Genomic DNA, 23,672 nt, shown 5'->3' with positions numbered 1-23,672 from the left:
CGATCCTCGGCCTATGCGGGCCGTTGGACGGGCATCCTCTCCTAAAGGGGAGCGGTGCCCGTCTTAACCGAGCTTGATGACAGTTGCGCGACGACGGGCCGGCAGCGTTTCGGCATAGAGGCTGGCCATCGGCTCGTCCGACACTTCGATCGTCGATTCCGAGGTGAAGCCGTTGAAGCCGGTGCGCATTGCCGCGCCATAGGCGCCGAGCATGCCGATCTCGATATAGTCGCCGACCTTCACGTCCGCCGGGAGCATGAACGGGCCGACCATATGGTCCATGTCATCGCAGGTCGGGCCATAGAAGGAGAAGCCTTCCAGCTCTTCCTCGCTCTCATCCTCGCGCAGAAGGGCGACGGGGAAGCGCCAGCCGATATGCGCGGCATCGAACAGCGCGCCATAAGCGCCGTCGTTGATGTAGAGTTCCTGGCCACGGCGGCGTTCGACGCGCACGATGATCGAGCTATATTCCGCCGACAGCGCGCGGCCGGGTTCACACCACAGTTCCGACGAGTAGCTGACCGGCAGGCTTTCGAAGCCGCGGTGGATCGCCTCGAAATAATTTTCGAGCGCGACCGGCTCCATGCCCGGATATATGGACGGGAAGCCGCCGCCGACATCGATGATGTCGACCGTGACGGCCGCATCGACGATCGCGGCGCGCACGCGCTCGATCGCATCGCTATAGGCCTGGGGGCTCATCGCCTGGCTGCCGACATGGAAGCAGATGCCCAGCGCATCGGCAGCCTGACGGGTTGCCATCAGCAGTTCGCGGGTCTCGCCCAGCTCCGCGCCGAACTTCGACGCCAGGCTGAGTTCCGAATGTTCGGACGAAACGCGCAGGCGCACGCACAGCTCCAGATCGGTCGCATCATCGGTGGCGCGCATGATCTTTTCCAGCTCGTCGATCGTGTCGAGCGAGAAGGTGCGCACGCCATGGACATGGTAAGCTTCCGCGATCGCTTCCTCGGCCTTGACCGGGTGCATGAAACAGAGCTTGGCCTTGCCTTCGAGCGTTTCGGCAACGAGACGCACTTCGGCAATCGAGGCCACGTCGAAATGCGTGATGCCCGAATCGAAAAGCTTGCGGATCAGATCAGGAGACGGATTCGCCTTGACTGCATAGAGCGAGCGACCCGGAAACTTCTCAGTGAAGAAACGGGCGGCCCGAGCTGCGGCTTCGGGACGGATCAGCGTTACCGGTGCTGCCGGTGTGAGGGCGGTCGCTACCCCCAGCGCGCTATGATGCTTGTGCAACTCAAGGGACCTCCAGTGTAGTTCAGGGCGAAAAAGCTGCCTTGCGGTGGAAGTCCCATGGGGCAGCGAGCGGCCGATATATGCGGTGGGGTCCCCCCTGTAAAGCGCATATGAAAATTTTGTTGCGCAGCCCGCTATGAAACGTGCGTCATGCTGGATGGGTTGTTGAAAAGGCAGGATATTTCGGCCGGACGAAAGATAGTTTCCACGGAATTAACGTGGAAATTCACACGCCCGGCCGGGTAGAATCGGGAGTGGAATCAGGACAGCCGGCCCTTGAAATCCGCATAGGAAAAGCTGCGGATTTCCCGGAGTTCATCGCTCTTGGAATTCCACAGCCAGATGGCGGGCAGGGGCACGCCGTTGAAGGTGTTGGTCTTCACCATCGAATAATGGGCCTGGTCCAGGAAGGCGATGCGCGCACCCGGTTCGGCGCCGCCGGGCACCCGATAATCGCCGATGATATCGCCCGCCAGGCAGGATGGACCGCCCAGGCGCGTGACCGGGCCTTCGTCCTGCTCATGCAGCATGGCGGGGCGATAGGGCGCCTCGATCACGTCGGGCATGTGGCAGGTGGCGCTGATGTCGGTGATCGCGACGGGCATGCCATTGTCGATCACGTCCAGGATCTCGCCGACCAGGATGCCGGCATCGAGCGCCATCGCTTCGCCGGGTTCGATATAGAGTTCAAGGCCCGTCTGCGCCTTGATCGCCTGAAGGAAGGCGATCAGCTCGTCGATCTGGTAGTCGGCGCGGGTGACATGGTGGCCACCGCCGAAGTTCAGCCATTTGAGGCCGGCGACATGGGGCATGACGAACGGCTCGATTGCCGCCCAGGTGCGCTGGAGCGGCAGGAAATCCTGTTCGCACAGATTGTGGACGTGGAGGCCGTCCACCCCGTCCAGATGCTCTGCGCGCAACTGATTGACCGGGAAGCCCAGGCGGCTGTGCGGCTGCGAGGGGTCATATTTGGGCACCTCGCCCTCCGGGTGGAGGGGGTTGATGCGCAGACCGATGTCGAAGATGCGGCCTTCCGCGCGGGCGGCATCGATCACCGGCTTCATGCGGGCGATCTGGCCGGGGCTGTTGAAGATCACGTGGTCGGAAATCTTGAGGATTTCGGCCAGATCGTCAGGCTTGTAGGCAGCGCAATAGGTCGCGACCTCGCCCTGATATTCCTCGCGGCCTAGGCGCGCTTCATAGATGCCCGAGGCGCAGACGCCGTCGAGATATTCGCCCAGCACGCCGCCCAGCGACCACATGGAAAAGGCCTTGAGCGCGCCCAGAACCTTGATCCCGGCGCGGTCGCCGATATCGCGCAGCACCGACAGGTTCCGTCGCACCGCCGCTTCATCGACGACGAAGGCGGGCGAGGGGACGCGGTACAGGTCGAAATGGGCGAAAGCGGCGGGATCGCCAGCCTTGGTTTCCATGAAATATTACTCCTGATCCGCCAGCGGGCGGACATCGTTGATCAGGGCCTTGAGGACCAGGCCGGGTTCCTCGACCATCGGCATATGGGCCGAATGCTCGAACCAGATGGTCTTCTTGGCGGGGGCTTTCAACCGGTCCATCCACTGCGCGGCGAGCGGCGAAGGCACGGTATAGTCGATGCGGCCGAGCAGCATGATGACCGGCAGCTTCATTTCGCGGACCTTGGCGAAGCTGACATCGGCGACGCGTGGCCACAGGGTGATGGTCGAAAATTCGCTGCCCACGCCCCAGGCTTTTCGGTCTTCGGGTGTGTAGTCGGGCGACAGGCGCGGCGTCTGGAAATAGAGCGTCGGGTCGGGCCGGTCGGCCATCAGCGAGCCATAGGGAATGGCATGGCGGCGCCAGCCATCGGCCTTATCGATCGTGAAGGGGCCGCTGTCAGGATAGGGGGCAAGCGCCTCGATCGCCTTTACGGCATCGGTGTTGCCGGCCTTCCTGGCCTGCGCGATGGTCCAGTCCATGCCCATGCGTTCGCCGGCGCGGAAGTCGATCGCCTGGCCCATGCCGACATAGGCATAGAGCAGGTCGGGCCGCTTGATCGCTACCGAGAGGCCGACGGCGGAGCCCCAGCTATGGCCGAGCAGGAAGACCTTGCGCTTGCCATAGCGGGCCTTGAGATAGTCGATCAGTTCGATCGCGTCGTCACGATAGCGATCCAGCGTCATGGTCGGCGCGATCGCCTTGGGATCGTTCAGCGCATAGCTTTTGCCCGCGCCGCGCTGGTCCCACTGGACGACGGTGAAGAAATCCTCCCATGGCCGCTGGAACGACCAGGCGAAGGGCATTTCCACCGCGCCGGGGCCGCCATGGACGTATAGGAGGATCGGGTTGGCCCGGTCGGCGCCGCGCACATTGATCGCCTGCCGCGCGCCACCCAAGGTCACGACCAGATTTTCCTGCACGCCGTTCGGCGTCACGATGCGGTTGACGTCGGCGACGATGGCCTTGGCCGGGGCGTAGGGATCGGCGGGCTGCTGCGCAGAAACCGGCGCTCCAAAAAGAGAAAGCGCCAGAATGGCGCTTGTCAGCTTTCGCATTCCATCCCCTCCATCATCCCGCTGTCACGGATCAACATGCCGCCCCGCTCCTATGAACACGAGGTCCAATGAGTGGAGCGGCATGTGATATCGCGTGTCGCTTAGAAGGCCAGCGGCGCGTCCAGTTCCTTCACCTGCCAGGGCAGGCCATGCTTGTTCAGCATATCCATGAAGGGATCGGGATCGAACTGCTCGATGTTGAACACACCTTCACCCTTCCAGGTGCCGGTCAGCATCATGGCGGCGCCGATCATCGCCGGCACGCCGGTGGTGTAGCTGACCGCCTGGTTGCCGGTTTCGGCATAGGCGTCCTCATGGTCGCAGACCTGATAGATATAGACGGTCTTTTCCTGACCATCCTTCTGGCCGGTCGCGATGTCGCCGATATTGGTCTTGCCCTTGGTGGTCGAACCCAGGCTCGACGGTTCGGGCAGAACGGCTTTCAGGAACTGGAGCGGAATGATTTCCTGGCCATTATAGATGACCGGATCGATCCGGGTCATGCCGACATTCTGCAGCACTTCGAGATGCTTGAGATAGGCGTCGCCGAAGGTCATCCAGAAGCGGATGCGCTTGATTTCGGGATAGTGGGTGGCGAGGCTTTCCAGTTCCTCATGATACATGAGGTACATGTTCTTTTCGCCGACCTGATCGAAGTCGAACACCTGCTTGTGGCTGAGCGCAGGGCCTTCGACCCATTCGCCGTTCAGCCAGTGACGCGACGGGGCGGTCACTTCGCGGATGTTGATTTCCGGATTGAAGTTGGTGGCGAAATGCTGGCCATGGTCGCCGCCATTGCAGTCGAGAATGTCGAGCGTGTCGATCGTGTCGAGCAGATGCTTCTTGATATAGCTGGCGAAGACGCTGGTGACGCCCGGATCGAAGCCCGAACCCAGCAGCGCCATGATGCCGGCTTCCTTGAAGCGTTCCTGATAGGCCCACTGCCAGCTATATTCGAACTTGGCGGTGTCGCGCGGCTCGTAATTGGCGGTGTCGAGATAGTCGGTCTTGGTCGCGAGGCACGCGTCCATGATCGCCAGATCCTGATAGGGCAGCGCCAGGTTCACGACCAGCTTGGGCTGGACCTTCTGGATGAGGGCGATGGTCTCTTCGACATTGTCGGCGTCGACCTGGGCCACGTCGATATCCACGCCGACCAGCTTCTTCACCGATTCGGCGACCTTCTCGCAGCTGATGAGGCGGCGGCTGGCCAGCGTGATGTGGCTGAAAATATCAGGGTTCATCGCCATCTTGTGGACCGCGACAGACCCGACGCCGCCTGCGCCGATGACCAGAACCTTGCTCAATTCAACTGCTCCATAACTGTGGTCGCGCCGGACGCGCGAAAGCGCCCATATAGGGGCGTCGCGTGACAGAGCAAAGTCAGAGTTAGAAGCTGGCCCCGTCGATCTTCTGGATGGTCAGTGCTTCAATATCGATCGCGGGCACGCATCGCAGGTTGATCGCGCGCATTTCACCCTGGGGCGACTTGCCGAGCGCGAAGGCTTCCGTCCCGCAGGTCTTGCAGAATTGATGCGTGATGGCGTGCTTGTAGAAGAGATAGTCGGTCAGTTGCTCGGCGCCGCTGTCGAGGCGGAACTGGTCGACCGGAACGAAGGTCAGGATGAAGCCCTTGCGGCCGCAATGCGAGCAGTTGCAGCTCATCGCCTCGCTGGGCGGATCGGCATCGACTGTGAAGGTGACGGCGCCGCAATGGCAGCTTCCGCTATAGGCCATCCTCGTTCTCCTTCTGGTCCTTATGCTTCAGCTGACCAGACGCTTCAATCCCTCGACTGTATCCGCCTCCGCTGCCGGCTTGTCCTTGCGGATGCGGGCGATGCGGGGGAAGCGCATGGCGAGGCCGGACTTGTGGCGCTTGCTGTCGTGGATGGAGTCAAACGCGACCTCCAGCACCAGCGTCTTTTCGACTTCGCGGACCGGGCCGAAGCGGTTCACTGTATTGCCCCGGACAAAGCGGTCGAGCCATTTGAGTTCCTCGTCGGTGAACCCGCTATAGGCCTTGCCCACCGGCAGCAATTCGCCATCCGCCGTCCAGCAGCCGAACGTATAGTCGGAATAGAAGGAGGAGCGTTTGCCGTGGCCGCGCTGGGCATACATCATGACACAGTCGGCGGTCAGCGGATCGCGCTTCCATTTGTACCAGAGCGCGGCCTTGCGCCCGGCGACATAGGGACTGTCACGGCGCTTGAGCATGACCCCCTCGATCGCGGCATCACGGGCGCCGGCGCGGATGTCGGCGAGCGCCTGGAAATCGGGCGCGTCGATGACGGCGGACAGGTCGAAATGGTCGGGGGATAGTTGCGCCATATAGGCTTCGAGGCGCGCGCGGCGCTGCGTCCAGGGCAGGGCGCGCAGGTCCTCGTCTCCCTCGATCAACAGGTCATAAAGGCGGACGAAGGCGGGGTAGTCGGCCATCATCTTGGCGCTCACTGCCTTGCGGCCGAGCCGTTGTTGCAGGGCGTTGAAGCTGGCCGCAGCGCCTCCATGTTCTTTGGCGCCCTGAAATTCCCCCTTCACCAGCAATTCGCCGTCCAGCACGGCGTGACCGGTGAAGGCCTGCGCGATCTCGGGGAAGCTGCCCGTGATGTCGTCGCCCGCGCGGCTGTAGAGGCGCGTCTCGCCTCCATTTTTTGGGCCGGTGCCGACGATCTGGATGCGGATGCCGTCCCATTTCCATTCGGCGGCATAGTCGGCAAGGTCGACGCTGTCGGCTTCCAGCGGATGGGCGAGCATGAAGGGGCGGAAATAGGGCGTGCCCTCCGGGTCGGGACGGGCACTGCGGCCTTCGGCCCAGTCGAACAGGGCGGCATAGGGCGGGGCGAGGGCGTGCCAGACCTGTTCGACATCGTCGACGTCGAGGCCGAAGGCCTGGGCAAAGCCGGTCTTGGCGAGGCGGGCGGAAATGCCCACCCGCAGGCCGCCAGTGGCCAGTTTCAGCAGGGCGAAGCGGCCCGATGCGTCGAGATGGTCCATCATCTGCGCCAGCGCATCCGGTGCGGCGGCGCGGCTGACATTGTGCAGCCGGTCGATGACGCCGGACAGGCTGAGCGAGCCGTCGTTCAGTTCGGTCGGTTCATTGCCGGGGCGGGGCCAGAGCAGGGCGACGGTTTCGGCCAGGTCGCCGACATAGTCGCGGCTCATCTCGAACAGGATGGGATCGGTCCGGGCGCGGATCATCTCGCCGATGGCCGATGCCTTCACCGCCTTGAGGTCGAGATTGCCGGTCAGCGCCGCCAACGCCCAGCCCCGGTCGGGATCGGGCGCTTCGCGCATATAGGCGGCGATCAGCGCCAGCTTGCCGTTGCGCGAGCGGGTATAGACGAGGCCGTCGAGCAGTTGGGAAAAGGCCCGCATCACCCTTCCTCCTCATCCTCGCGGCCCACCAGCGCGAGCGCGCGGGCGCGATATTGGTGGGTCATGCACCAGTGGAGCAGGGCTTCCTCGCGCCCATGGGTGATCCAGGTCTCGCTGGGCGCGACTTCGCGGATGGTGTCGGTCAGTTCATCCCAGTCGGCATGGTCGGAAATGACCAAAGGCAGTTCGACATTGCGTTGACGGGCGCGCTGGCGCACCCGCATCCAGCCTGACGCCATGGCGGCAATCGGGTCGGGCAGGCGGCGGCTCCAGCGATCGTTGAGCGCGGAGGGCGGCGCCAGCACGATTGCGCCGCGCATATCCTTGGCCGCCACGCCAGTCGCGCCGCGCAACTTCCCCATGTCGACGCCGAAATCCTGGTAGAGCGCGCACATGCGTTCGAGCGCGCCATGGATATAGATGGGGTCATGATGGCCGCGCGCCCGCAACTCGCAGATCACCCGCTGCGCCTTGCCCAGCGCATAGGCGCCGACCAGCACGCAGCGATCGGGATTGGCATGGAGCGTATGGAGCAGCCGGTCCATCTCGCTGCCGGTGTCGGGATGACGGAAGACGGGTAGGCCGAAGGTCGCCTCGGTCACGAAGATGTCGCAGGGCACCGGCTCGAACGGCAGGCAGGTCGGGTCGGGGCGGCGTTTATAGTCGCCGGTCACCACCACCCGCTCGCCGGCATGATCCAGGATGATCTGCGCCGATCCCAGCACATGGCCGGCGGGGACATAGCGGATGGTGACGCCGCCCAGTCTGATCTCCTCGCCATAGCCCACCGCCGTGCCGCTGGCCGTGCCATAGCGCAGTGCCATGATCGCCAGCGTTTCCCGTGTGGCCCAGACATGGCCATGGCCGCCGCGCGCATGGTCGGCATGGCCATGGGTGACAAGCGCCCGTTCCTGCGGCTGCGACGGGTCGATCCACGCATCGGCGGGGCGGACATAGATGCCGGTGGGGTGGGGTTCGATCCAGTGCGCCATCAGATGCAGAAGATGGGAAAGGCGGTCCCGGTTCCGCAAGGGCCGTCATCATGGCGTAACCCAGCGGTCATGCGCACGACACGCGCCTGCCCTATCGGCCGACCGAACGACCCGGCAGCGAGGAGTGCGCCCATGGCCGCATCGGCCCACAAGAAAGTCACCAACGCGGTGCATCGTCACCGCCATCTGTCGAAGCAGGGGCTGCTGGAACGCGCCTTCACCTTCGCCTTCCGCGGCCTGGTCTATGCCCAGATATGGGAAGACCCGGCGGTCGACATGGAAGCGCTGGCGATCACGCCCGACAGTCATGTGGTGACGATCGCGTCGGGCGGCTGCAATGTCCTCTCCTATCTGACCGCCGATCCGGCGAAGATCACGGCAGTCGACCTCAATACCGCCCATATCGCGCTCAACCGGCTGAAGCTGATGGCAGCACAGACGCTGCCGGATCATGCCGCCTTCCACCGCTTCTTCGCGCGGGCGGACGACAAGGCAAATATCGCGGTCTATCGCGAGATCGTGGCGCCGCGCCTGGATGAGGCGACCCGTCGTTATTGGGAAGGTCGCGACATGACCGGTCGCCGCCGTATCGGTGGCTTTGCGCGGGGCATCTACAGGCATGGCCTGCTTGGCCGTTTCATCGGCGCGGCGCATCTGCTCGCGCGGCTGCATGGCGTGAACCCTAAGCGGATGCTGGATGCGCAGAGCCGCGAGGAGCAACTGGCGATCTTCGAGCGCGAACTGGCGCCGATCTTCGACAAGGGCTTTGTCCGCTGGCTGACCAGCCAGCCCGCCTCGCTGTTCGGCCTCGGCATCCCGCCCGCGCAGTTCGAGGCGCTGGCCGGCGACGACCGGATGGACAATGTGCTGAAAGCGCGGCTGAAGAAACTGGCCTGCGACTTCGATCTCAAGGACAATTATTTCGCCGTGCAGGCTTTTGGGCGGGGCTATGCAGGTGGTGAGGGGCCGTTGCCGCCCTATCTGCAGGCGGCCAATCATCGTGCGGTGCGCGACCGGGCAGAGCGGGTTGATGTCCGGCATATCAACTTCACCGACTTCCTCGCCAGCCAGCCGGCGGGATCGTGCGACCGCTATATCCTGCTCGATGCGCAGGACTGGATGGATGACGAGCAGCTGAATGCGCTCTGGGCGCAGATCACGCGGACGGCCAAGCCGGGCGCCCGCGTGCTGTTCCGCACCGCGGGCGAACCGAGCATCCTGCCCGGCCGGGTCGCTGACGATGTGCTGGCCCATTGGGATTATCGGGCCGACGCCTCGCGCGACTATACCGCGCGCGACCGGTCGGCCATCTATGGCGGCGTGCATCTCTATGTGCTGAAGGGCACCGACGCATGAGTGGTCATGGGCAGCTGATGGACGGGGTCTATCGCTACCAGCGGCACATTTATGACCTGACCCGCAAATATTATCTGCTCGGCCGCGACGGGTTGATCGCCGATCTCGATCCGCCCGCCGGCGGCGCGGTGCTGGAGATTGGCTGCGGCACCGGCCGCAACCTGATTGCGGTGGGCAAGGCCTGGCCCAGGGCGCGGCTCTATGGTGTCGATATCAGCGATGCGATGCTGGACACGGCGCGCGCCTCGGTCGTCAGGGCGGGCATGGCGGACCGGGTGACATTGGCGCAGGGCGATGCCTGCGGCTTTGATCCGCAGGCGCTGTTCGGCCGGGCGAGCTTTGAGCGGGTGTTCATCAGCTATGCGCTGTCGATGATCCCCGAATGGGAAATGGCGCTGGTCCAGGCGGCGCGCTGCGTGGCGCCGGGCGGCAAGCTGGAGATCGTGGATTTCGGTCAGCAGGAGGAATTGCCAGCGCTCTGGAAACGGGCGCTGTTCGGCTGGCTGGAGCGATTCCACGTCTCGCCTCGACGCGAACTCAACGGCGCGATCAACCGACTTGCGCAGGATATGGGCGGCTTTCCCCATGTCCGGACGCTCTATCGCGGCTATGCGGTCAGGGGCGGGCTGATCCGGGTCTGATGTTGGATTTGTAGGAGAGGGCGCGCTTAACTTCGCATATTTCCCGCACATTGTGACATTTGATATCCAATGTAGGAAATCTTGTTGCGGAACGGGCGTCGGGGCGGATGGTCCCGACTTGGCGCGTCATAGCGGCTTTTGCGCGGATAGGACAGGGCGGCGCTGCGATCGGCCGCCCCGTTCCTGTCCGGTCAGGCGGCCTGGCGCTCCAGCAGTTCCAGTTCCAGCCGGTCCCAGATTTCGACCAGTGCCGACACCAGGTCGCGCATCATCTCTTCATTATGGGCCGGGCCGGGGGTGAAGCGCAGTCGCTCCGTGCCGCGCGGCACGGTGGGATAGTTGATCGGCTGCACATAGGCGCCATATTCGGCGAGAAGGATGTCGCTGATCCGCTTGGCCTTGACCGGATCGCCCACCATCAGCGGTACGATATGGGTGACCGAGTTCATCACCGGCAGGCCGGCGTCGCGCATCAACTGTTTGAGCTTGGCGGCGGATGCCTGCTGGCCTTCGCGCTCGGCGCTGGAGCCCTTCAGGTGCCGCACGCTCGCGAGCACGCCGGCGACCAGCACGGGCGAGAGCGAGGTGGTGAAGATGAAGCCAGGCGCATAGCTGCGGATTACGTCGACGATCATCTGATCGGCGGCGATATAGCCGCCCATCACGCCGAAGGCCTTGCCCAGCGTGCCTTCGATGATGGTCAGGCGATGGGCGACATCGTCGCGCTCCGAAATGCCGCCGCCGCGCGCGCCATACATGCCCACCGCATGGACTTCGTCGAGATAGGTGAGGGCGTTGAACTCGTCGGCCAGGTCGCAGATTTCCGCGATCGGCGCGACGTCGCCGTCCATCGAGTAGACGCTTTCGAAGGCGATCAGCTTGGGCGCCTCGGGATCTTCGGCGGCGAGAAGTTCGCGCAAATGATCGAGATCATTGTGACGGAAGACGCGCTTCTCGCAGCCCGAATTACGGATGCCCGCGATCATCGAGGCGTGGTTCAACTCGTCCGAAAAGATGATGCAACCCGGCAGGATCTTGGCGAGGGTTGAGAGCGTCGCTTCGTTCGAGACATAGCCCGAGGTGAAGAGCAGGGCCGCTTCCTTGCCATGCAGATCGGCGAGTTCCGCCTCCAGGTCGACATGATAATGGGTGTTGCCGCCGATATTGCGGGTGCCGCCCGATCCAGCGCCAACATCATGGAGCGCTTCCTCCATGGCGGCGACCACCTTGGGATGCTGGCCCATGGCGAGATAATCGTTCGAGCACCAGACGGTGATCGGCTTCGGGCCGTTATGGCCGTGGAAGCAGCGGGCGTTGGGGAATGCGCCCTTGTTGCGCAGGATGTCGATGAACACGCGATAGCGGCCCTCGCTGTGGAGCCGGTCGATCGCCTGCGAAAAGATATGCTTGTAATTCACTACGCCGTTCTTCCCGTTGCTCGCGCGCCGGTTCTTCTATGGTCGCGCCATCCTCTGCCTGAGGAGTGCATTTACCTGCGCGCGCCTGCCATTGCCAGCGATAACCGCTCGCAACGATACGCAGATTCCCTATCAGTGTGATCGAAACGCTTTGCCATTGGACAAATGGCCTACCCCTGGGGTCAGAGCGCGTCGATGCGATCAAGGCCATAGCCGGCAAGCGCGTCACGCAGCGCCTCGACCTGGTCATCGACGCGTGTGAAGACGGCGATGCCGGGCGAGGGCGCATCCGGCCAGGGCTGTCCTTCGGTCAGGAAGGCGATGCGCCGGGCGATTCCTTCGCCGCCATGGACGAAGCCCATCGGATGCGGCGCGGCGGCGGCAAGTTCTTGTTCCACTAGCGGAAAATGGGTGCAGGCGAGGACGACCATGTCCATCCGGTCGCCGCCCGGCTGGTCGAGAAGCCCCGCCAGCGCATCACGGGCGATAGCGGGATCGAGCGTTTCGCCGCGCAGCTTCGCCTCGGCCAGTTGCACCAGCGCGGCGCTGCCATGGCGCAGCACGGTGCAGTCGGCGCCATGTTCGGCGGCAAGTCGGTCGACATAGGGCTGGCGCACGGTGGCATTGGTGCCCAGCACGCCGAACACCCGGCTTTTGGACAATAGCGCCGCCGGCTTGATCGCCGGGACGGTGCCGACCACCGGAATGTCGAGCGCGGCGCGGACATGCAGCAGGGCGATGGTCGAGGCGGTGTTGCAGGCGATGACGGCGAGGCGCGGGCGATAGCGCTCCACCAGCCGGCCGAGCAGGGCGGGCACGCGCGCGGCGATTTCCGCCTCGCTCTTGGTGCCATAGGGGAAGCCGGCGCTGTCTGCGGCATAGACGACCGGGGCGTTCGGCAAGGCGGCGCGGGCCGGGGCTAGGATGGACAGCCCCCCCACGCCGGAATCGAAGAAAAGGATGGGAGCGTCTGGTGCGACCGTCATGCGCGCCTGTGTCGCGGCATGGGGCGGGAGTGTCAACGTCCGGTGCTTGCAAAACGGGCCGGTCGCTGCCACCTCGCGGGCCGATCGAAGGAGAACAGGATGACCCAGCCCAGCATGAAGCAGAAGATGATCGCGGGTGAGCCCTATCATGCGAGCGACCCGGAAATCATCGCGGACCAGCTGGCCGCAGCGGCGTGGATGCAGCGTTTCAACGCGACCCTGCCGCCCGAGCGCGAGGCATTGCTGCGCGAGCGGCTGGGCGCGCTGGGGGCGGGATCGACGATCCGGCCGCCGTTCCACTGCGACTATGGCTTCAACATCTTCCTGGGCGCGGGCGTGTTCCTGAACTTCAACTGCGTCATCCTGGACGTGGTGCCGGTGACCATCGGCGACGGCACCCAGATCGGCACCGGGGTGCAGATATTGACCGCCGATCATCCGCGCGATCCGGCCGAGCGCGCCACCGGCATCGAATGGGGCGTGCCGATCAATATCGGCCGCAATGTGTGGATCGGCGGCGGCGCGATCATCCTGCCCGGCGTGACGATCGGCGACGATGCGCTGATCGGTGCGGGCAGCGTGGTGACGCGCGACGTGCCGGCCGGTGCAACCGTGGTCGGCAATCCCGCGCGGGTGCGGTAAACCGATACTGCCCATTGCTCCCCGCGCCCGTCACGCTATTGTCGCGCGCAACAATCAGAACAGGCCGGCCGATTGCATCGGCTGTCCTGTTCTGGTCTTTTGATGTACCGCGTTTTCCGAGCCAGCAGTTGTTCCACCTGCTTTGAAAACGCTTTATCGGCGAATTTCATGACACCTCCCTGGCTGCTTCCCGCTTTTGTCCTGGTGCTGGGCTATCTGCTCGGCTCGATCCCCTTTGGCCTGCTGCTGACGCGCTTCACCGGCGCTGGCGACCTGCGCCAGATCGGGTCGGGGAATATCGGCGCGACCAATGTGCTGCGCACCGGGCGCAAGGGGCTGGCGGCGGCGACCCTGCTGCTCGACCTGCTCAAGGGGGCGGCGGCGGTGCTGATCGGCGCGGCGCTGGTGGATGGTGGCGGGCCGATGGCGGGCGCCATGGCGTTCATCGGCCATTGCTACCCGGTCTGGCTGCGCTTTGCCGGTGGCAAGGGCGTGGCGACGATGATGGGCGTGGTGACGGCCATGTACTGGCCGGCCGGCATCGTCTTTGCGGTCGTGTGGCTGGGCGCGCTGTTCGGCACCAAATGGTCGTCGGTCGGCGGCATGTCGGCCGCGGTCAGCGCACCGATCGCCATGTTTGCCTTTGGCCGGATCGATCTGGTGCCGGTCAGCCTGGCGCTCGCGCTGATCGTGCTTTGGCGGCACCGTGCCAATATCGCCCGGCTGATGAAGGGCGAGGAGCCCAAGGTCGGCAGTTCCAAGCAGAAAGCCGCCACCGAGTGAGCGGGCAGGAGCGGTTCGACCGTCTCCGCCTGATCCGATCCCCGCGGATCGGCCCCGTCAGCTACCGCCAGTTGCTCGCGCGCTTCGGCAGCGCGGCTGAAGCGCTGCGCGCCATTCCCATGCTTGCCGCGCGCGGTGGGGGAGAGGCGCGGGTGGCCGATGCTGCCGCGATCGAGCGGGAGATTTCCGCGACCCGCGCGATCGGCGCCCGCTATCTGCTGATGGGGGATGCCGACTATCCCGCGCTGCTGGCCGAGATGGAGGGCGCGCCGCCGGCGCTGATCGTGCGCGGCGATGCCGCGATCGCGGCGCGGCCCTGCATCGCCATGGTCGGCGCGCGCAACGCCTCGGCCGCCGCCTGCCGCTTCGCCCGGATATTGGCGCAGCAACTGGGCGATCGCGGTGCGGTGGTCGTGTCCGGCCTGGCGCGCGGCATCGATACCGAAGCGCATCGCGGGTCGATCGACAGCAGCACGATCGGCGTGATCGCCAGCGGCATCGACATCGGCTTCCCGCCCGAAAATGCGGCCTTGCAGGAGGATGTGGCGCAGCGCGGCCTGCTGGTGACCGAGCATCCGCCCGGCACCCAGCCGCTCGCCCGGCATTTCCCGGCGCGCAACCGGATCATCGCCGGCCTCGCGCTGGGCACGGTCGTGGTGGAGGCGGCGCCCAAGTCGGGGTCGCTGATCACCGCAAGGCTGGCGACCGAGGCGGGGCGCGAGGTGATGGCAGTGCCGGGATCGCCGCTCGACCCCCGCGCCCAGGGCTGCAACCTGCTGATCCGCGAGGGCGCGACATTGGTGCAGAATGCCGACGACATTCTGGAGGCGGTCGGCGGGCTTGATCCCCGCATGGTGCGGCAGGGCAGTTTCGACTTCATCGGCCTGCCGGTGTCGAGCGATGTCGCCGATGCCGATCGCGCCGCGGTGATCGCGCTGCTGGGGCCGGTCGCGGTGGCGGTGGACGAGATCATCCGCCTGTCCAGCCTGTCGCCCGCTATCGTGCAGACGGTGCTGCTGGAACTGGAGCTGGCGGGCGGGCTGGAACGGCAGGCGGGTGGACGGGTGAGCCTGTCGTGACGAAGCATCTGGCATAGCCCGCTCATCTTGCCTACATCAGCCGACGCTTGACGCCCGCCGTCTTCGCCTTCCACACTCGCGCACATACGTGAGAGACTTCCAAACCGGGGCCTGAATGCAACTTGTCATTGTCGAATCGCCGGCCAAGGCGAAGACCATCGAGAAATATCTGGGCGGGGATTTCCATGTCCTGGCCAGCTACGGCCATATCCGCGACCTGCCGCCCAAGGATGGGTCGGTCGATCCCGACAATGGCTTTGCCATGTCGTGGGAAAATTATGGCGACAAGGGCAAGCAGCTCAAGGCCATCGCCGACGAGGCGAAGAAGGCCACGCGATTGATCCTGGCGACTGACCCTGATCGCGAAGGGGAAGCGATCAGCTGGCATGTGCAGGAAGTGCTGCGCGCCAAGAAGGCGCTGCCGCAGACGGTGGACCGGGTGACGTTCAACGCCATCACCAAGGCGGCGGTACTGGACGCGATGGCCAAGCCGCGCGCGCTGGACGAGGATCTGATCGACGCCTATCGCGCGCGCCGCGCGCTCGACTATCTGGTGGGCTTCACCCTGTCGCCGGTGCTGTGGCGCAAGCTGCCCGGCGCCAAGTCGGCCGGCCGCGTCCAGTCGGTCGCGCTGCGCCTGGTGGTGGAGCGCGAGCGCGAGATCGAAAGCTTCGTGCCGCAGGAATATTGGTCGATCTCGGCCGAGATGGAGCAGGGCGGGCAGGGCTTCACCGCGCGCCTGGTCCGCTGGAAGGGCGAGAAGATCGACCGCCTGACCATCGGCAAGGAAGGCGATGCCATGGCCGCCAAGGCGGACGTGGAGGCCGGCCGCTTCACCGTCGACAAGGTCGAGACGAAGCCGCTCACCCGCAATCCGCCGCCGCCCTTCACCACATCGACCCTGCAGCAGGAAGCCGCGCGCAAGCTGGGCTTTTCCGCCAGCCACACGATGCGGATCGCGCAGCAGCTCTACGAGGACGGCGCGATCACCTATATGCGTACCGATGGCGTGCAGATGGACGGCAGCGCCATCTCGGCCGCGCGCAAGGCGATCGCGGAACGCTATGACGGCGGTTATCTGCCCGAAAAGCCGCGCCAATATCAGACCAAGGCGAAGAATGCGCAGGAAGCGCACGAAGCCATTCGTCCGACCGAATTCCATCGCGACAAGGTCGGCGGCGGCGATCATGCGCGCCTCTATGACCTGATCTTCAAGCGCGCGCTGGCGAGCCAGATGGCTTCGGCCCGGCTGGAACGCACCACCATCGACATGGTCGACGGCAGCGGCAGCCATACGCTGCGCGCCACCGGCCAGGTGGTGATCTTCCCCGGTTTCCTCGCCCTCTATGAGGAAGGTCGCGACGACGCCGAGGATGATGATAGCAAGCTGCTGCCGCGCCTGAGCGAAGGCGATGCGCCGGCCAAGAAGAAGGTGAGCGCCGAGCAGCATTTCACCCAGCCGCCGCCGCGCTATTCCGAAGCCTCGCTGGTCAAGAAATTGGAAGAGCTGGGCATCGGTCGCCCGTCGACCTATGCCTCGACCCTGCAGGTTCTGAAGGATCGCGACTATGTCCGCGTCGAGAAGAACCGCTTCTTTGCCGAGGAAAGCGGGCGTCTCGTCACGGCCTTCCTGGAGCGCTTCTTCGAGCGCTATGTCTCCTATGATTTCACCGCTGGTCTTGAGGACGAGCTGGACGAGATTTCCGGCGGCCGTGCCCAGTGGCAGGAAGTGCTCGAAGCCTTCTGGAAGGACTTCAAGCCCAAGACCGCCGAGATCATGGAGCAGAAGCCGTCGGACATCACGGCGGAGCTGGACAAGTTCCTGGAGCCGATGCTGTTCCCGCCCAAGGCGGACGGCAGCAATCCGCGCGCCTGCCCGCTCTGCGCCGATGGCCAATTGTCGCTGCGCGGTGGCCGTTTTGGTGCGTTCATTGCCTGCTCCAACTATCCCGAGTGCAAATATACCCGCAAGTTCGGCCAGCCGGGCGGCAGCGATGGCGCCGATACCGGTCCCGAAATCCTGGGTCAGCATCCCGAGACCGGGCAGGACATCGTCAAGAAGTCCGGCCGTTTCGGCCCCTATATCGAGATGGGCGAGGGCAAGGAGGCCAAGCGCGGGTCGATCCCCAAGGATCTGCCCGATGGCGAGATGACGCTCGACTGGGCGATCAAGCTGCTGAGCCTGCCGCGCGAGGTTGGTCTGCACCCGGAAACCGGACTGCCGATCGTTGCCAATATCGGCCGTTTCGGTCCCTATCTGCTGCATGACGGCAAATATGGCCGCCTGTCCTCGACCGCCGAGATTTTCGAGGTGGGCATGAACATGGCCGTCGCCAAGCTCGCCGATGCGGCGAACAAGGGCGGGCGTGGCGGTTCGTCGCGCGAGCCGCTCAAGGTGTTGGGCAAGCATCCGCGCACCGAGGCGGAGATCAAGCTGATGGCGGGCCGCTATGGCCCCTATGTCACTGACGGCACCACCAACGCGACCCTGCCCAAGACGATCGAGCAGGACGCGCTGACCTTGGAGGAAGCGGCCCAACTGATCGACGCGCGCGCGGCGGCGGCCCCGGCCAAGAAGGGCAAGAAGGCGCCGGCGAAGAAGGCGGCCGCCAAGAAGCCGGCGGCAAAGAAGGAAGCGGGGGAGAAGAAGCCCGCCGCCAAGAAGGCACCGGCCAAGAAGAAGGCGGCGGCGGAATAATACGCCATCGCCCTGGTCGCTTGCTGCGGGGTTAGCCCCAATAATGTGCGGCAGCGATCAGGGCGCCGGCGGCGAGGATGGCCGCGGCGATCCAGTCACTGCCTTGGTATGATGGGGACGGCGTGGCTTGTGTTGCGTCTGCCTCCAGCCGCCGCGTCAGCGCGCGCAACAGGCGCGGGGCGTCGTCGGCGATGCGCGAGAGTTCGAGCAGCAGCGCGACGGTCTTTTCCGGGGCATGGGCCGCCGCGACCTGGCTCATCACCAGCCGGCCGCGCGCCTTTTGCAGCGCCTGCGACAGGTCGAAGCCGGGCTGGATCGCGCCCAGCACCCCGTCCATCGTGATCAGCGCCTTGAAGATGAGGGCGAGGTCGGGCGGCAGCACCAGCCCCTCCTTGCGCAGCAGCGGAAAGAAGTCGGCGACCATGCGGGTGAGGACCAGCGGGCCGCTGCCATGGCGCGCGACCAGTTGCTCGGCGGCGTCCAGCACCCGGCCGGGATCGGGCGCGCTGGCCTTTGACCAGAGCAGCAGCGTGTCGGCCAGGGTGCGCGCGTCGCCGGAGCGGAGCGAGAGGATGAAGGAAAGAAATTCCTGCCGCCGCCGCGCACTGACATGCCCGATCAGGCCCAGGTCGAGCAAGGCGAGCCGGTCACCGGGCAGGCAGAGAAGGTTGCCGGGATGGGGATCGCCATGGAAGCGACCATGGACCAGCACCATGTCGAGCACCAGCGCAGCGCCAAGGTCGGCGATCGCGACCGGATCGATGCCGGCAGCGCGCAAGGTGTCGCCGTCGCGCGGCGGCACACCGTCGATATAGTCCATGACCAGCACGGTTTCCGCGCAATAGGTCCAGTGGATCGCCGGAATGACCACGGCCGGGTTGTCGGCCAGGTCTTCGCGCAGCCGGTCGGCATTGCGACCTTCCTGGGTGAAATCCAGTTCCTCCAGCAAGGTATCGAGCAATTGCTGCACCAGCGCCTGCGGCTGGAAACGGCGCGCCTCGCGACTGCTGGCCTCGACGATGCCGGCCAGATGGGTGATGAGGCGCAGGTCCGCCTCCATCGCCTTGCGGATGCCCGGCCGGCGGATCTTGACCACCACCTCCTGCCCGTCGGTCAGCGTGGCGCGATGGACCTGTGCCATGGAGGCGGCTGCGAGCGGGGCCGTATCGAAGCGGGCAAAGGCGGTCTCGACCGGTTCGCCCAGCACCGCTTCGAGGCGCGGGCGAAGCTGGTCGAAGGGCAATGTGGGCGCGTCGCTGTGCAGCTTGCCGAATTCGGCGATCCACGCTTCGGGCAGCAGATCCTGCCGCGTGGCGAGGATCTGGCCGAGCTTCACATAGGTCGGGCCGAGCGCCTCCATCGCCTGCCGGGTGCGGCGGGGCAGGTCGGGCGGATCGGCGGCGGCGCTGTCATCGCCTTTCGCCAGTCCCAGCCGGGCGAGCAGCATGTCGAGGCCGAAGCGGGTCGCGACGCTGGTAATCTCGGCCAGTCGTGCGCGATCCCGCGTGGCCACCATGATGGTCTTGAGCATGAAGGCTCAACGACCGGGGTGGCGATTATGTTTCGCTTGTGCAGCGAAGTGGATCAGTCGACCCAGTCGAGGCCGATGTCGCGATAGATGAAGCGGTCTTCTTCCCAGTCTTCCTTCACCTTGACGTGGAGGTAGAGATGGACCTTGACGCCCAGGAGGTTGGCCAGTTCGGCGCGCGCCTTGGACCCGATTTCCTTGAGGCGCTGGCCACCCTTGCCCAGCACGATCGCGCGCTGGCTGGAGCGGCCGACCAGGATCTGCTGGTGGATTTCGACCGAACCGTCGTCGCGTTCCTTATACTGCTCGGTATCGACCGCGGCGGCATAGGGCAGTTCGGCGTGGAGCTGGTGATAAAGCTGCTCGCGGGTGATTTCGGCCGCCAGCATGCGGTCGGTCGCATCCGACACCTGATCCTCGGGGAAATGCCAGGGGCCTTGGGGCATGGCGTTCGCAAAGGCGGTCTTGAGTTCGGGCAAGCCATCGCCGGTCGCGGCGGAAACGAAGAAGGTCTCCTCGAACTCCAGTTCCTCATAGAGGCGCTGGGTATGGACGAGCAGCTTCTCCTTGACCGCGATGTCGACCTTGTTGAGCACCAGCCATTTGCGTTCCGGCCGGGCCTTCAGCGCAGCGATGATCGGCTCCATCTTGGCGCCAAGGCCCGCTTTGCCATCGACCAGCAGGACGATCAGGTCGGCGCCCTGCGCGCCGCCCCAGGCGGCCTGCACCATCGCGCGATCGAGGCGGCGGCGCGGCGCGAAGATGCCGGGCGTGTCGACCAGCACCATCTGCGCATCGCCCTCGATCGCGACGCCCATGACGCGGGTGCGCGTGGTCTGCGCCTTGGGGCTGGTGATCGCCACCTTCTGCCCGACAAGTGCATTGACCAGCGTCGACTTGCCGGCATTGGGGGCGCCGACGATGGCGATGACGCCACAGCGCTGATTTTCAAACTCGATGGTCAATCACATGCTCCGTTCGCTCCACGCCAATGCGCGGAGACGTCTTCCTAAACCAAAATGAATGTTGGGGACAGGCTTAGCCCGCCAATTGCTCCAGCAGGGCTTTCGCCGCGGCCGTCTCGGCTTCCTGCTTGGAGCCGCCGGTGGCGCTCGCCTCGCCCGCGCCCTTGATCGAGACGGTGACGGTGAAGCGCAGCGCATGGTGCGGCCCCGACCGGTCCGTCATCACATATTCGGGTGGCTTGCGCTTGTTCGACGCGGCCCATTCCTGCAGCGCCGACTTGGGGTGGCGCGGCGCGGCGGTCTGGGTGTCGACCCGGTCGCCCCACAGGCGACGGACCAATGTGCGTGCCTCGTCCAGCCCGGCCTCCAGATAGAGGGCGCCGATCAGCGCCTCCATCACGTCGCCCAGCACATTGTCGCTGTCGGCGGCGCCATCGTCGCGCGCCTGCTTGCCCAGCACCAGATGGGTGGGCACGCCGGCGGCGCGGGCCACCTGCGCACAGGTTTCGCCCGAGACCAGCGCGTTGAAACGGCGCGACAGCTTGCCTTCCGGTTCGGTCGGGAAGCGGGCATAGAGCCATTCGGCGATCAGCAGCCCCAGGATGCGGTCGCCCAGAAATTCCAGCCGCTCGTAATTTTCCGCCTTGGCGCTGCCATGGGTCAGCGCCTGTTCGAAGGCGGCGGGGTTGATCGGCGCGCGGCCGATCAGCGCGATCAGCCAGGCTGCGGTATCAGGCCTGTGCGAAGCCACCATCAAAAGCCTTCCCCGATCCGGCTCCAGCGTGCGGCGGTGAACCAGGTCCAGGGCAGCAGCCAGTTGGCGCTGCCGTCGGTCGAGAAGACCGAAACAAGTGCCTTGCCGACCAGATTTTCCTCGGGGACGAGGCCGATGCCGCCGCCTTCGACCGCCGGGAAGCGGCTGTCGGCGCTGCGATCGCGATTGTCGCCCATCATGAAGAGATGGCCTTGCGGCACCAGCACGGTGTCACGGTCGTCGGCGGCGCCATCGGGCACCAGGTCGAGGACGTTATAGCTCTTGCCGCCCGGAAGCGTCTCACGATACTGGGGATAGCGGCACTGCTTGCCACCGCCCGGCGCGGCCTGTTCGAATTCGGGGCGATAGCAGGGGGAGGGGCTGCCTTCCTTCTGCGCGGCATCTTCCATGTTGGGCGTCACCGGAATGACGAGGTCGGCGACTTTCTGCTTCGGGATCGCCTGGCCATTCAGATAGACGGTGCCGCCGCGAACCGAGATCATGTCGCCCGGCAGGCCGATCACCCGCTTGATATAGTCGTTCTTCTGGCTCGGCGGCGCCTTGAACACCACCACGTCGCCGCGCTGCGGCGTCGAGGGGAAGATGCGGCCGGGGATCAGCGGCACCGAGAAGGGCAGCGAATAGCGCGAATAGCCATAGGGCCATTTGGCGACCAGCAGATAGTCGCCGATCAGCAGCCGCGGCTGCATCGATTCCGAAGGGATGTTGAAGGGCGAGACGATGAAGCTGCGCAGGACGAAGACGAACACCGCCAGCTTGGCGAGGAACCAGATGAAGTCCCGCGTTTCCGATTTTGCGCTCATGTCTGCCTAATGTTCCTTCAAGATCGTGCCGCGCTGCGACGTATCACTGCGGCCTGTCGCGGCTTTTGCGGGGTCGCCCGCGCCGCGTCAAGCGCGTGGACGATGCAATGCGTGCCGCTTTTGGATAAGGAGAGGAAGAATCGACCGGTACAGCGTCGATATCGACCAACGACCAAGAGGATCTCCCGCATGTCCAGTCCCGCACTGGCGGCCCTTGCCGCCCTGCCTCAAGCTGAACTCAAGACCATCTTCGAGAGTGATCCCGGCCGCCTGTCCAAGCTGGTGCTGAGCCATGGGCCGCTGCGCTTCGACTGGTCCAAGACGCATCTGACCGACGATCTGGTCGACGGCTTCCTGAAGCTGGCGCAGGAACAGGATTTCACCGGACGTCGCGAAGCACTGTTCGCCGGCGAGGCGGTGAACAATACTGAAGGACGCGCCGCCGAGCACACCGCGCAGCGCGGCGTCGGCAATGCCGACAGCGTGGCGCTGGCCAAGGCGCTGCATAATCGCACCCGCGCGCTGATCGACGCGATCGAGGCGGAAGCGCTCGGCCCGATCCGCCATATCCTGCATATCGGCATCGGCGGGTCGGCGCTCGGCCCCGACCTGATCGTCGATGCGCTGGGCGGCGACGGCATGCGCTATGATGTCGCGATCGTCTCCAATGTCGACGGCACGGCGCTCGAAAAGGCGATGGATGCGTTCGATCCCGACGCCACGCTGATCGCGATCGCGTCCAAGACCTTCACCACCAGCGAAACCATGCTGAACGCGGCGAGCGCGATCAACTGGATGGTCGAGGCGGGTGTCGAAGACCCTTATGGCAAGGTGATTGCGCTGACCGCCGCGCCAGAAAAGGCGATGGAATGGGGCGTCGACGAGACCCGCATCCTGCCCTTCCCCGAAAGCGTCGGCGGCCGCTATTCGCTCTGGTCGTCGATCGGCTTCCCCGCCGCACTGGCGCTGGGCTGGGACGCGTTCGAAAGCCTGCTGGAGGGCGCTGCGGCGATGGACCGCCATTTCCAGCTGACCGATCCGCGCGAGAATATCCCGCTGATCGCCGCCTTCGTCGATCAATATTATGCTCGTGTGCTGGGCTGCGAGACGCGCGCCCTGTTCGCCTATGACGAGCGGCTGGCGCTGCTGCCCTCCTATCTCCAGCAGTTGGAGATGGAGAGCAATGGCAAGTCGGTGAAGCTGGACGGATCGCCAGTCGATGGGCCGACCGCGCCGATCACCTGGGGCGGCGTCGGCACCGATGCGCAGCATGCGGTGTTCCAGCTGCTGCACCAGGGCACGATCCTGACCCCGGTGGAGTTCATCGCCTCGATCGAACCGGGCAATGCGCTCGACCCGGCGCATCATCGCGCACTGCTGGTCAACTGCTTCGCCCAAGGCGCGGCGCTGATGCGCGGCAAGGACAATGAAGATCCGGCCCGTGCCTATGCCGGCAACCGCCCGTCGACCACCATCCTGATGGATGATGTGAACCCAGAGGCGCTGGGCGCGCTGATCGCCTTCTACGAGCATCGCACCTTCGCCAATGCCGTGCTGATGGGGATCAACCCCTATGACCAGTTCGGTGTCGAGCTGGGCAAGGAGATCGCCAAGTCGATCGAGGCCAATGGCCCGACCGGTTTCGACCCCTCGACCATGGCGCTGATCGAGATCGCGCTGGGCGAATAAACCTCCCCGCAGGGGGAGGGGGACCGGCCGCAGGCCGGTGGAGGGGGCTATCCTTCTCCGCCGGGCTGGCGGCACACCCCCTCCATCATGCTGCGCATGGTCCCCCTCCCCACATGCGGGGAGGAAATTCCCATTTGTAACTGCGCCGTCCAGC

Annotated in this window: 20 protein-coding genes; 7 read left to right on the top strand and 13 right to left on the bottom strand. The window is 65.1% G+C overall.

The window, feature by feature from the left end; genetic code table 11:
• Positions 1-63: 63 nt before the first annotated feature.
• The 7 genes from DIZ22_RS07000 to DIZ22_RS06970 all read right to left on the bottom strand — a co-directional run bounded on the left by DIZ22_RS07000 (position 64) and on the right by DIZ22_RS06970 (position 8,155).
• Positions 64-1,257, bottom strand: a complete 1,194-nt coding sequence (locus tag DIZ22_RS07000; RefSeq protein ID WP_048937147.1) for a type III PLP-dependent enzyme — start codon at positions 1,255-1,257, stop codon at positions 64-66.
• Positions 1,258-1,517: 260 nt separating this feature from the next.
• Positions 1,518-2,690: a carboxynorspermidine decarboxylase gene (locus DIZ22_RS06995; RefSeq protein WP_048937146.1), complete on the bottom strand. Its 1,173-nt coding sequence runs from the start codon at positions 2,688-2,690 to the stop codon at positions 1,518-1,520.
• 6 nt (positions 2,691-2,696) lie between these two features.
• A complete protein-coding gene (locus DIZ22_RS06990) occupies positions 2,697-3,788 on the bottom strand; it encodes an alpha/beta hydrolase (RefSeq protein WP_048937145.1) in 1,092 nt (363 codons plus the stop codon).
• Between the two features lie 101 nt (positions 3,789-3,889).
• Positions 3,890-5,095, bottom strand: coding sequence for a saccharopine dehydrogenase family protein (locus DIZ22_RS06985; RefSeq protein ID WP_048937144.1), 1,206 nt, complete (start codon positions 5,093-5,095; stop codon positions 3,890-3,892).
• 82 nt (positions 5,096-5,177) lie between these two features.
• Positions 5,178-5,525: a GFA family protein gene (locus DIZ22_RS06980; RefSeq protein WP_048937143.1), complete on the bottom strand. Its 348-nt coding sequence runs from the start codon at positions 5,523-5,525 to the stop codon at positions 5,178-5,180.
• Between the two features lie 27 nt (positions 5,526-5,552).
• Positions 5,553-7,163 (bottom strand): cisplatin damage response ATP-dependent DNA ligase, encoded by a 1,611-nt coding sequence (locus DIZ22_RS06975; RefSeq protein WP_048937142.1) that lies wholly within the window; start codon positions 7,161-7,163, stop codon positions 5,553-5,555.
• A complete protein-coding gene (locus DIZ22_RS06970) occupies positions 7,163-8,155 on the bottom strand; it encodes a ligase-associated DNA damage response exonuclease (RefSeq protein WP_048937141.1) in 993 nt (330 codons plus the stop codon). The genes DIZ22_RS06975 and DIZ22_RS06970 overlap by 1 nt, the downstream gene beginning before the upstream one ends.
• Positions 8,156-8,287: 132 nt before the next feature.
• On the opposite strand from DIZ22_RS06970, the gene DIZ22_RS06965 reads away from it, so the two are divergent.
• Both DIZ22_RS06965 and DIZ22_RS06960 read left to right on the top strand, forming a co-directional pair.
• The gene (locus DIZ22_RS06965; RefSeq protein WP_048937140.1) at positions 8,288-9,511 is read left to right on the top strand and encodes a DUF3419 family protein; all 1,224 of its coding nucleotides are present in this window, start codon (positions 8,288-8,290) and stop codon (positions 9,509-9,511) included.
• Positions 9,508-10,152, top strand: a complete 645-nt coding sequence (locus tag DIZ22_RS06960) for a class I SAM-dependent methyltransferase (protein ID WP_048937139.1) — start codon at positions 9,508-9,510, stop codon at positions 10,150-10,152. The genes DIZ22_RS06965 and DIZ22_RS06960 overlap by 4 nt, the downstream gene beginning before the upstream one ends.
• A 191-nt stretch (positions 10,153-10,343) precedes the next feature.
• On the opposite strand, the gene hemA is transcribed toward DIZ22_RS06960, so the two are convergent.
• Entirely contained in the window at positions 10,344-11,570 is a 1,227-nt protein-coding gene (gene hemA, locus DIZ22_RS06955; protein WP_010337893.1) for a 5-aminolevulinate synthase, read from the bottom strand.
• Positions 11,571-11,752: 182 nt separating this feature from the next.
• A complete protein-coding gene (gene murI, locus DIZ22_RS06950) occupies positions 11,753-12,556 on the bottom strand; it encodes a glutamate racemase (protein WP_048937138.1) in 804 nt (267 codons plus the stop codon).
• A 99-nt stretch (positions 12,557-12,655) separates the two neighbouring features.
• On the opposite strand from murI, the gene DIZ22_RS06945 reads away from it, so the two are divergent.
• The 4 genes from DIZ22_RS06945 (at position 12,656) to topA (ending at position 17,758) form a co-directional block, all read left to right on the top strand.
• Complete coding sequence (locus DIZ22_RS06945) at positions 12,656-13,198, top strand: sugar O-acetyltransferase (protein ID WP_048937137.1); 543 nt, start codon at positions 12,656-12,658, stop codon at positions 13,196-13,198.
• 168 nt (positions 13,199-13,366) lie between these two features.
• Entirely contained in the window at positions 13,367-13,981 is a 615-nt protein-coding gene (gene plsY / locus DIZ22_RS06940; RefSeq protein ID WP_017499586.1) for a glycerol-3-phosphate 1-O-acyltransferase PlsY, read from the top strand.
• Positions 13,978-15,060 carry a DNA-processing protein DprA gene (gene dprA / locus DIZ22_RS06935; RefSeq protein ID WP_048937136.1) on the top strand — a complete coding sequence of 361 codons (1,083 nt, stop codon included), beginning with the start codon at positions 13,978-13,980 and terminating at the stop codon, positions 15,058-15,060. The genes plsY and dprA overlap by 4 nt, the downstream gene beginning before the upstream one ends.
• Before the next feature lie 115 nt (positions 15,061-15,175).
• Entirely contained in the window at positions 15,176-17,758 is a 2,583-nt protein-coding gene (topA, locus tag DIZ22_RS06930; protein WP_048937135.1) for a type I DNA topoisomerase, read from the top strand.
• 31 nt (positions 17,759-17,789) lie between these two features.
• On the opposite strand, the gene DIZ22_RS06925 is transcribed toward topA, so the two are convergent.
• The 4 genes from DIZ22_RS06925 to lepB all read right to left on the bottom strand — a co-directional run bounded on the left by DIZ22_RS06925 (position 17,790) and on the right by lepB (position 21,829).
• Positions 17,790-19,289 (bottom strand): AarF/UbiB family protein, encoded by a 1,500-nt coding sequence (locus tag DIZ22_RS06925; RefSeq protein ID WP_048937134.1) that lies wholly within the window; start codon positions 19,287-19,289, stop codon positions 17,790-17,792.
• Between the two features lie 53 nt (positions 19,290-19,342).
• Complete coding sequence (gene era / locus DIZ22_RS06920) at positions 19,343-20,251, bottom strand: GTPase Era (protein ID WP_048937133.1); 909 nt, start codon at positions 20,249-20,251, stop codon at positions 19,343-19,345.
• A 73-nt stretch (positions 20,252-20,324) separates the two neighbouring features.
• A complete protein-coding gene (rnc, locus tag DIZ22_RS06915; RefSeq protein WP_048937132.1) occupies positions 20,325-21,005 on the bottom strand; it encodes a ribonuclease III in 681 nt (226 codons plus the stop codon).
• Positions 21,005-21,829, bottom strand: coding sequence for a signal peptidase I (gene lepB / locus DIZ22_RS06910; RefSeq protein ID WP_048937131.1), 825 nt, complete (start codon positions 21,827-21,829; stop codon positions 21,005-21,007). The genes rnc and lepB overlap by 1 nt, the downstream gene beginning before the upstream one ends.
• A gap of 189 nt (positions 21,830-22,018) precedes the next feature.
• On the opposite strand from lepB, the gene pgi reads away from it, so the two are divergent.
• Complete coding sequence (gene pgi / locus DIZ22_RS06905; RefSeq protein WP_010337903.1) at positions 22,019-23,518, top strand: glucose-6-phosphate isomerase; 1,500 nt, start codon at positions 22,019-22,021, stop codon at positions 23,516-23,518.
• Positions 23,519-23,672 lie beyond the last annotated feature (154 nt).

Source organism: Sphingobium sp. LF-16, assembly GCF_003711185.1.
Taxonomy (GTDB): Bacteria; Pseudomonadota; Alphaproteobacteria; order Sphingomonadales; family Sphingomonadaceae; genus Sphingobium; species Sphingobium yanoikuyae_A.
The sequence above is the reverse complement of the archived record's forward strand: the minus strand, read 5'-3'. Positions and strand labels throughout refer to the sequence as shown.

Coding starts and splice junctions, on each gene's coding strand:
- DIZ22_RS06965 (WP_048937140.1), top strand. CDS start 8,288: ATGGCCGCATCGGCCCACAAGAAAGTCACCAACGCGGTGCATCGTCAC.
- pgi (WP_010337903.1), top strand. CDS start 22,019: ATGTCCAGTCCCGCACTGGCGGCCCTTGCCGCCCTGCCTCAAGCTGAA.
- plsY (WP_017499586.1), top strand. CDS start 13,367: ATGACACCTCCCTGGCTGCTTCCCGCTTTTGTCCTGGTGCTGGGCTAT.
- DIZ22_RS06970 (WP_048937141.1), bottom strand. CDS start 8,155: ATGGCGCACTGGATCGAACCCCACCCCACCGGCATCTATGTCCGCCCC.
- DIZ22_RS06925 (WP_048937134.1), bottom strand. CDS start 19,289: ATGCTCAAGACCATCATGGTGGCCACGCGGGATCGCGCACGACTGGCC.
- DIZ22_RS06960 (WP_048937139.1), top strand. CDS start 9,508: ATGAGTGGTCATGGGCAGCTGATGGACGGGGTCTATCGCTACCAGCGG.
- DIZ22_RS06980 (WP_048937143.1), bottom strand. CDS start 5,525: ATGGCCTATAGCGGAAGCTGCCATTGCGGCGCCGTCACCTTCACAGTC.
- DIZ22_RS06975 (WP_048937142.1), bottom strand. CDS start 7,163: ATGCGGGCCTTTTCCCAACTGCTCGACGGCCTCGTCTATACCCGCTCG.
- rnc (WP_048937132.1), bottom strand. CDS start 21,005: ATGGTGGCTTCGCACAGGCCTGATACCGCAGCCTGGCTGATCGCGCTG.
- topA (WP_048937135.1), top strand. CDS start 15,176: ATGCAACTTGTCATTGTCGAATCGCCGGCCAAGGCGAAGACCATCGAG.
- DIZ22_RS06990 (WP_048937145.1), bottom strand. CDS start 3,788: ATGCGAAAGCTGACAAGCGCCATTCTGGCGCTTTCTCTTTTTGGAGCG.
- lepB (WP_048937131.1), bottom strand. CDS start 21,829: ATGAGCGCAAAATCGGAAACGCGGGACTTCATCTGGTTCCTCGCCAAG.
- DIZ22_RS06995 (WP_048937146.1), bottom strand. CDS start 2,690: ATGGAAACCAAGGCTGGCGATCCCGCCGCTTTCGCCCATTTCGACCTG.
- DIZ22_RS06945 (WP_048937137.1), top strand. CDS start 12,656: ATGACCCAGCCCAGCATGAAGCAGAAGATGATCGCGGGTGAGCCCTAT.
- murI (WP_048937138.1), bottom strand. CDS start 12,556: ATGACGGTCGCACCAGACGCTCCCATCCTTTTCTTCGATTCCGGCGTG.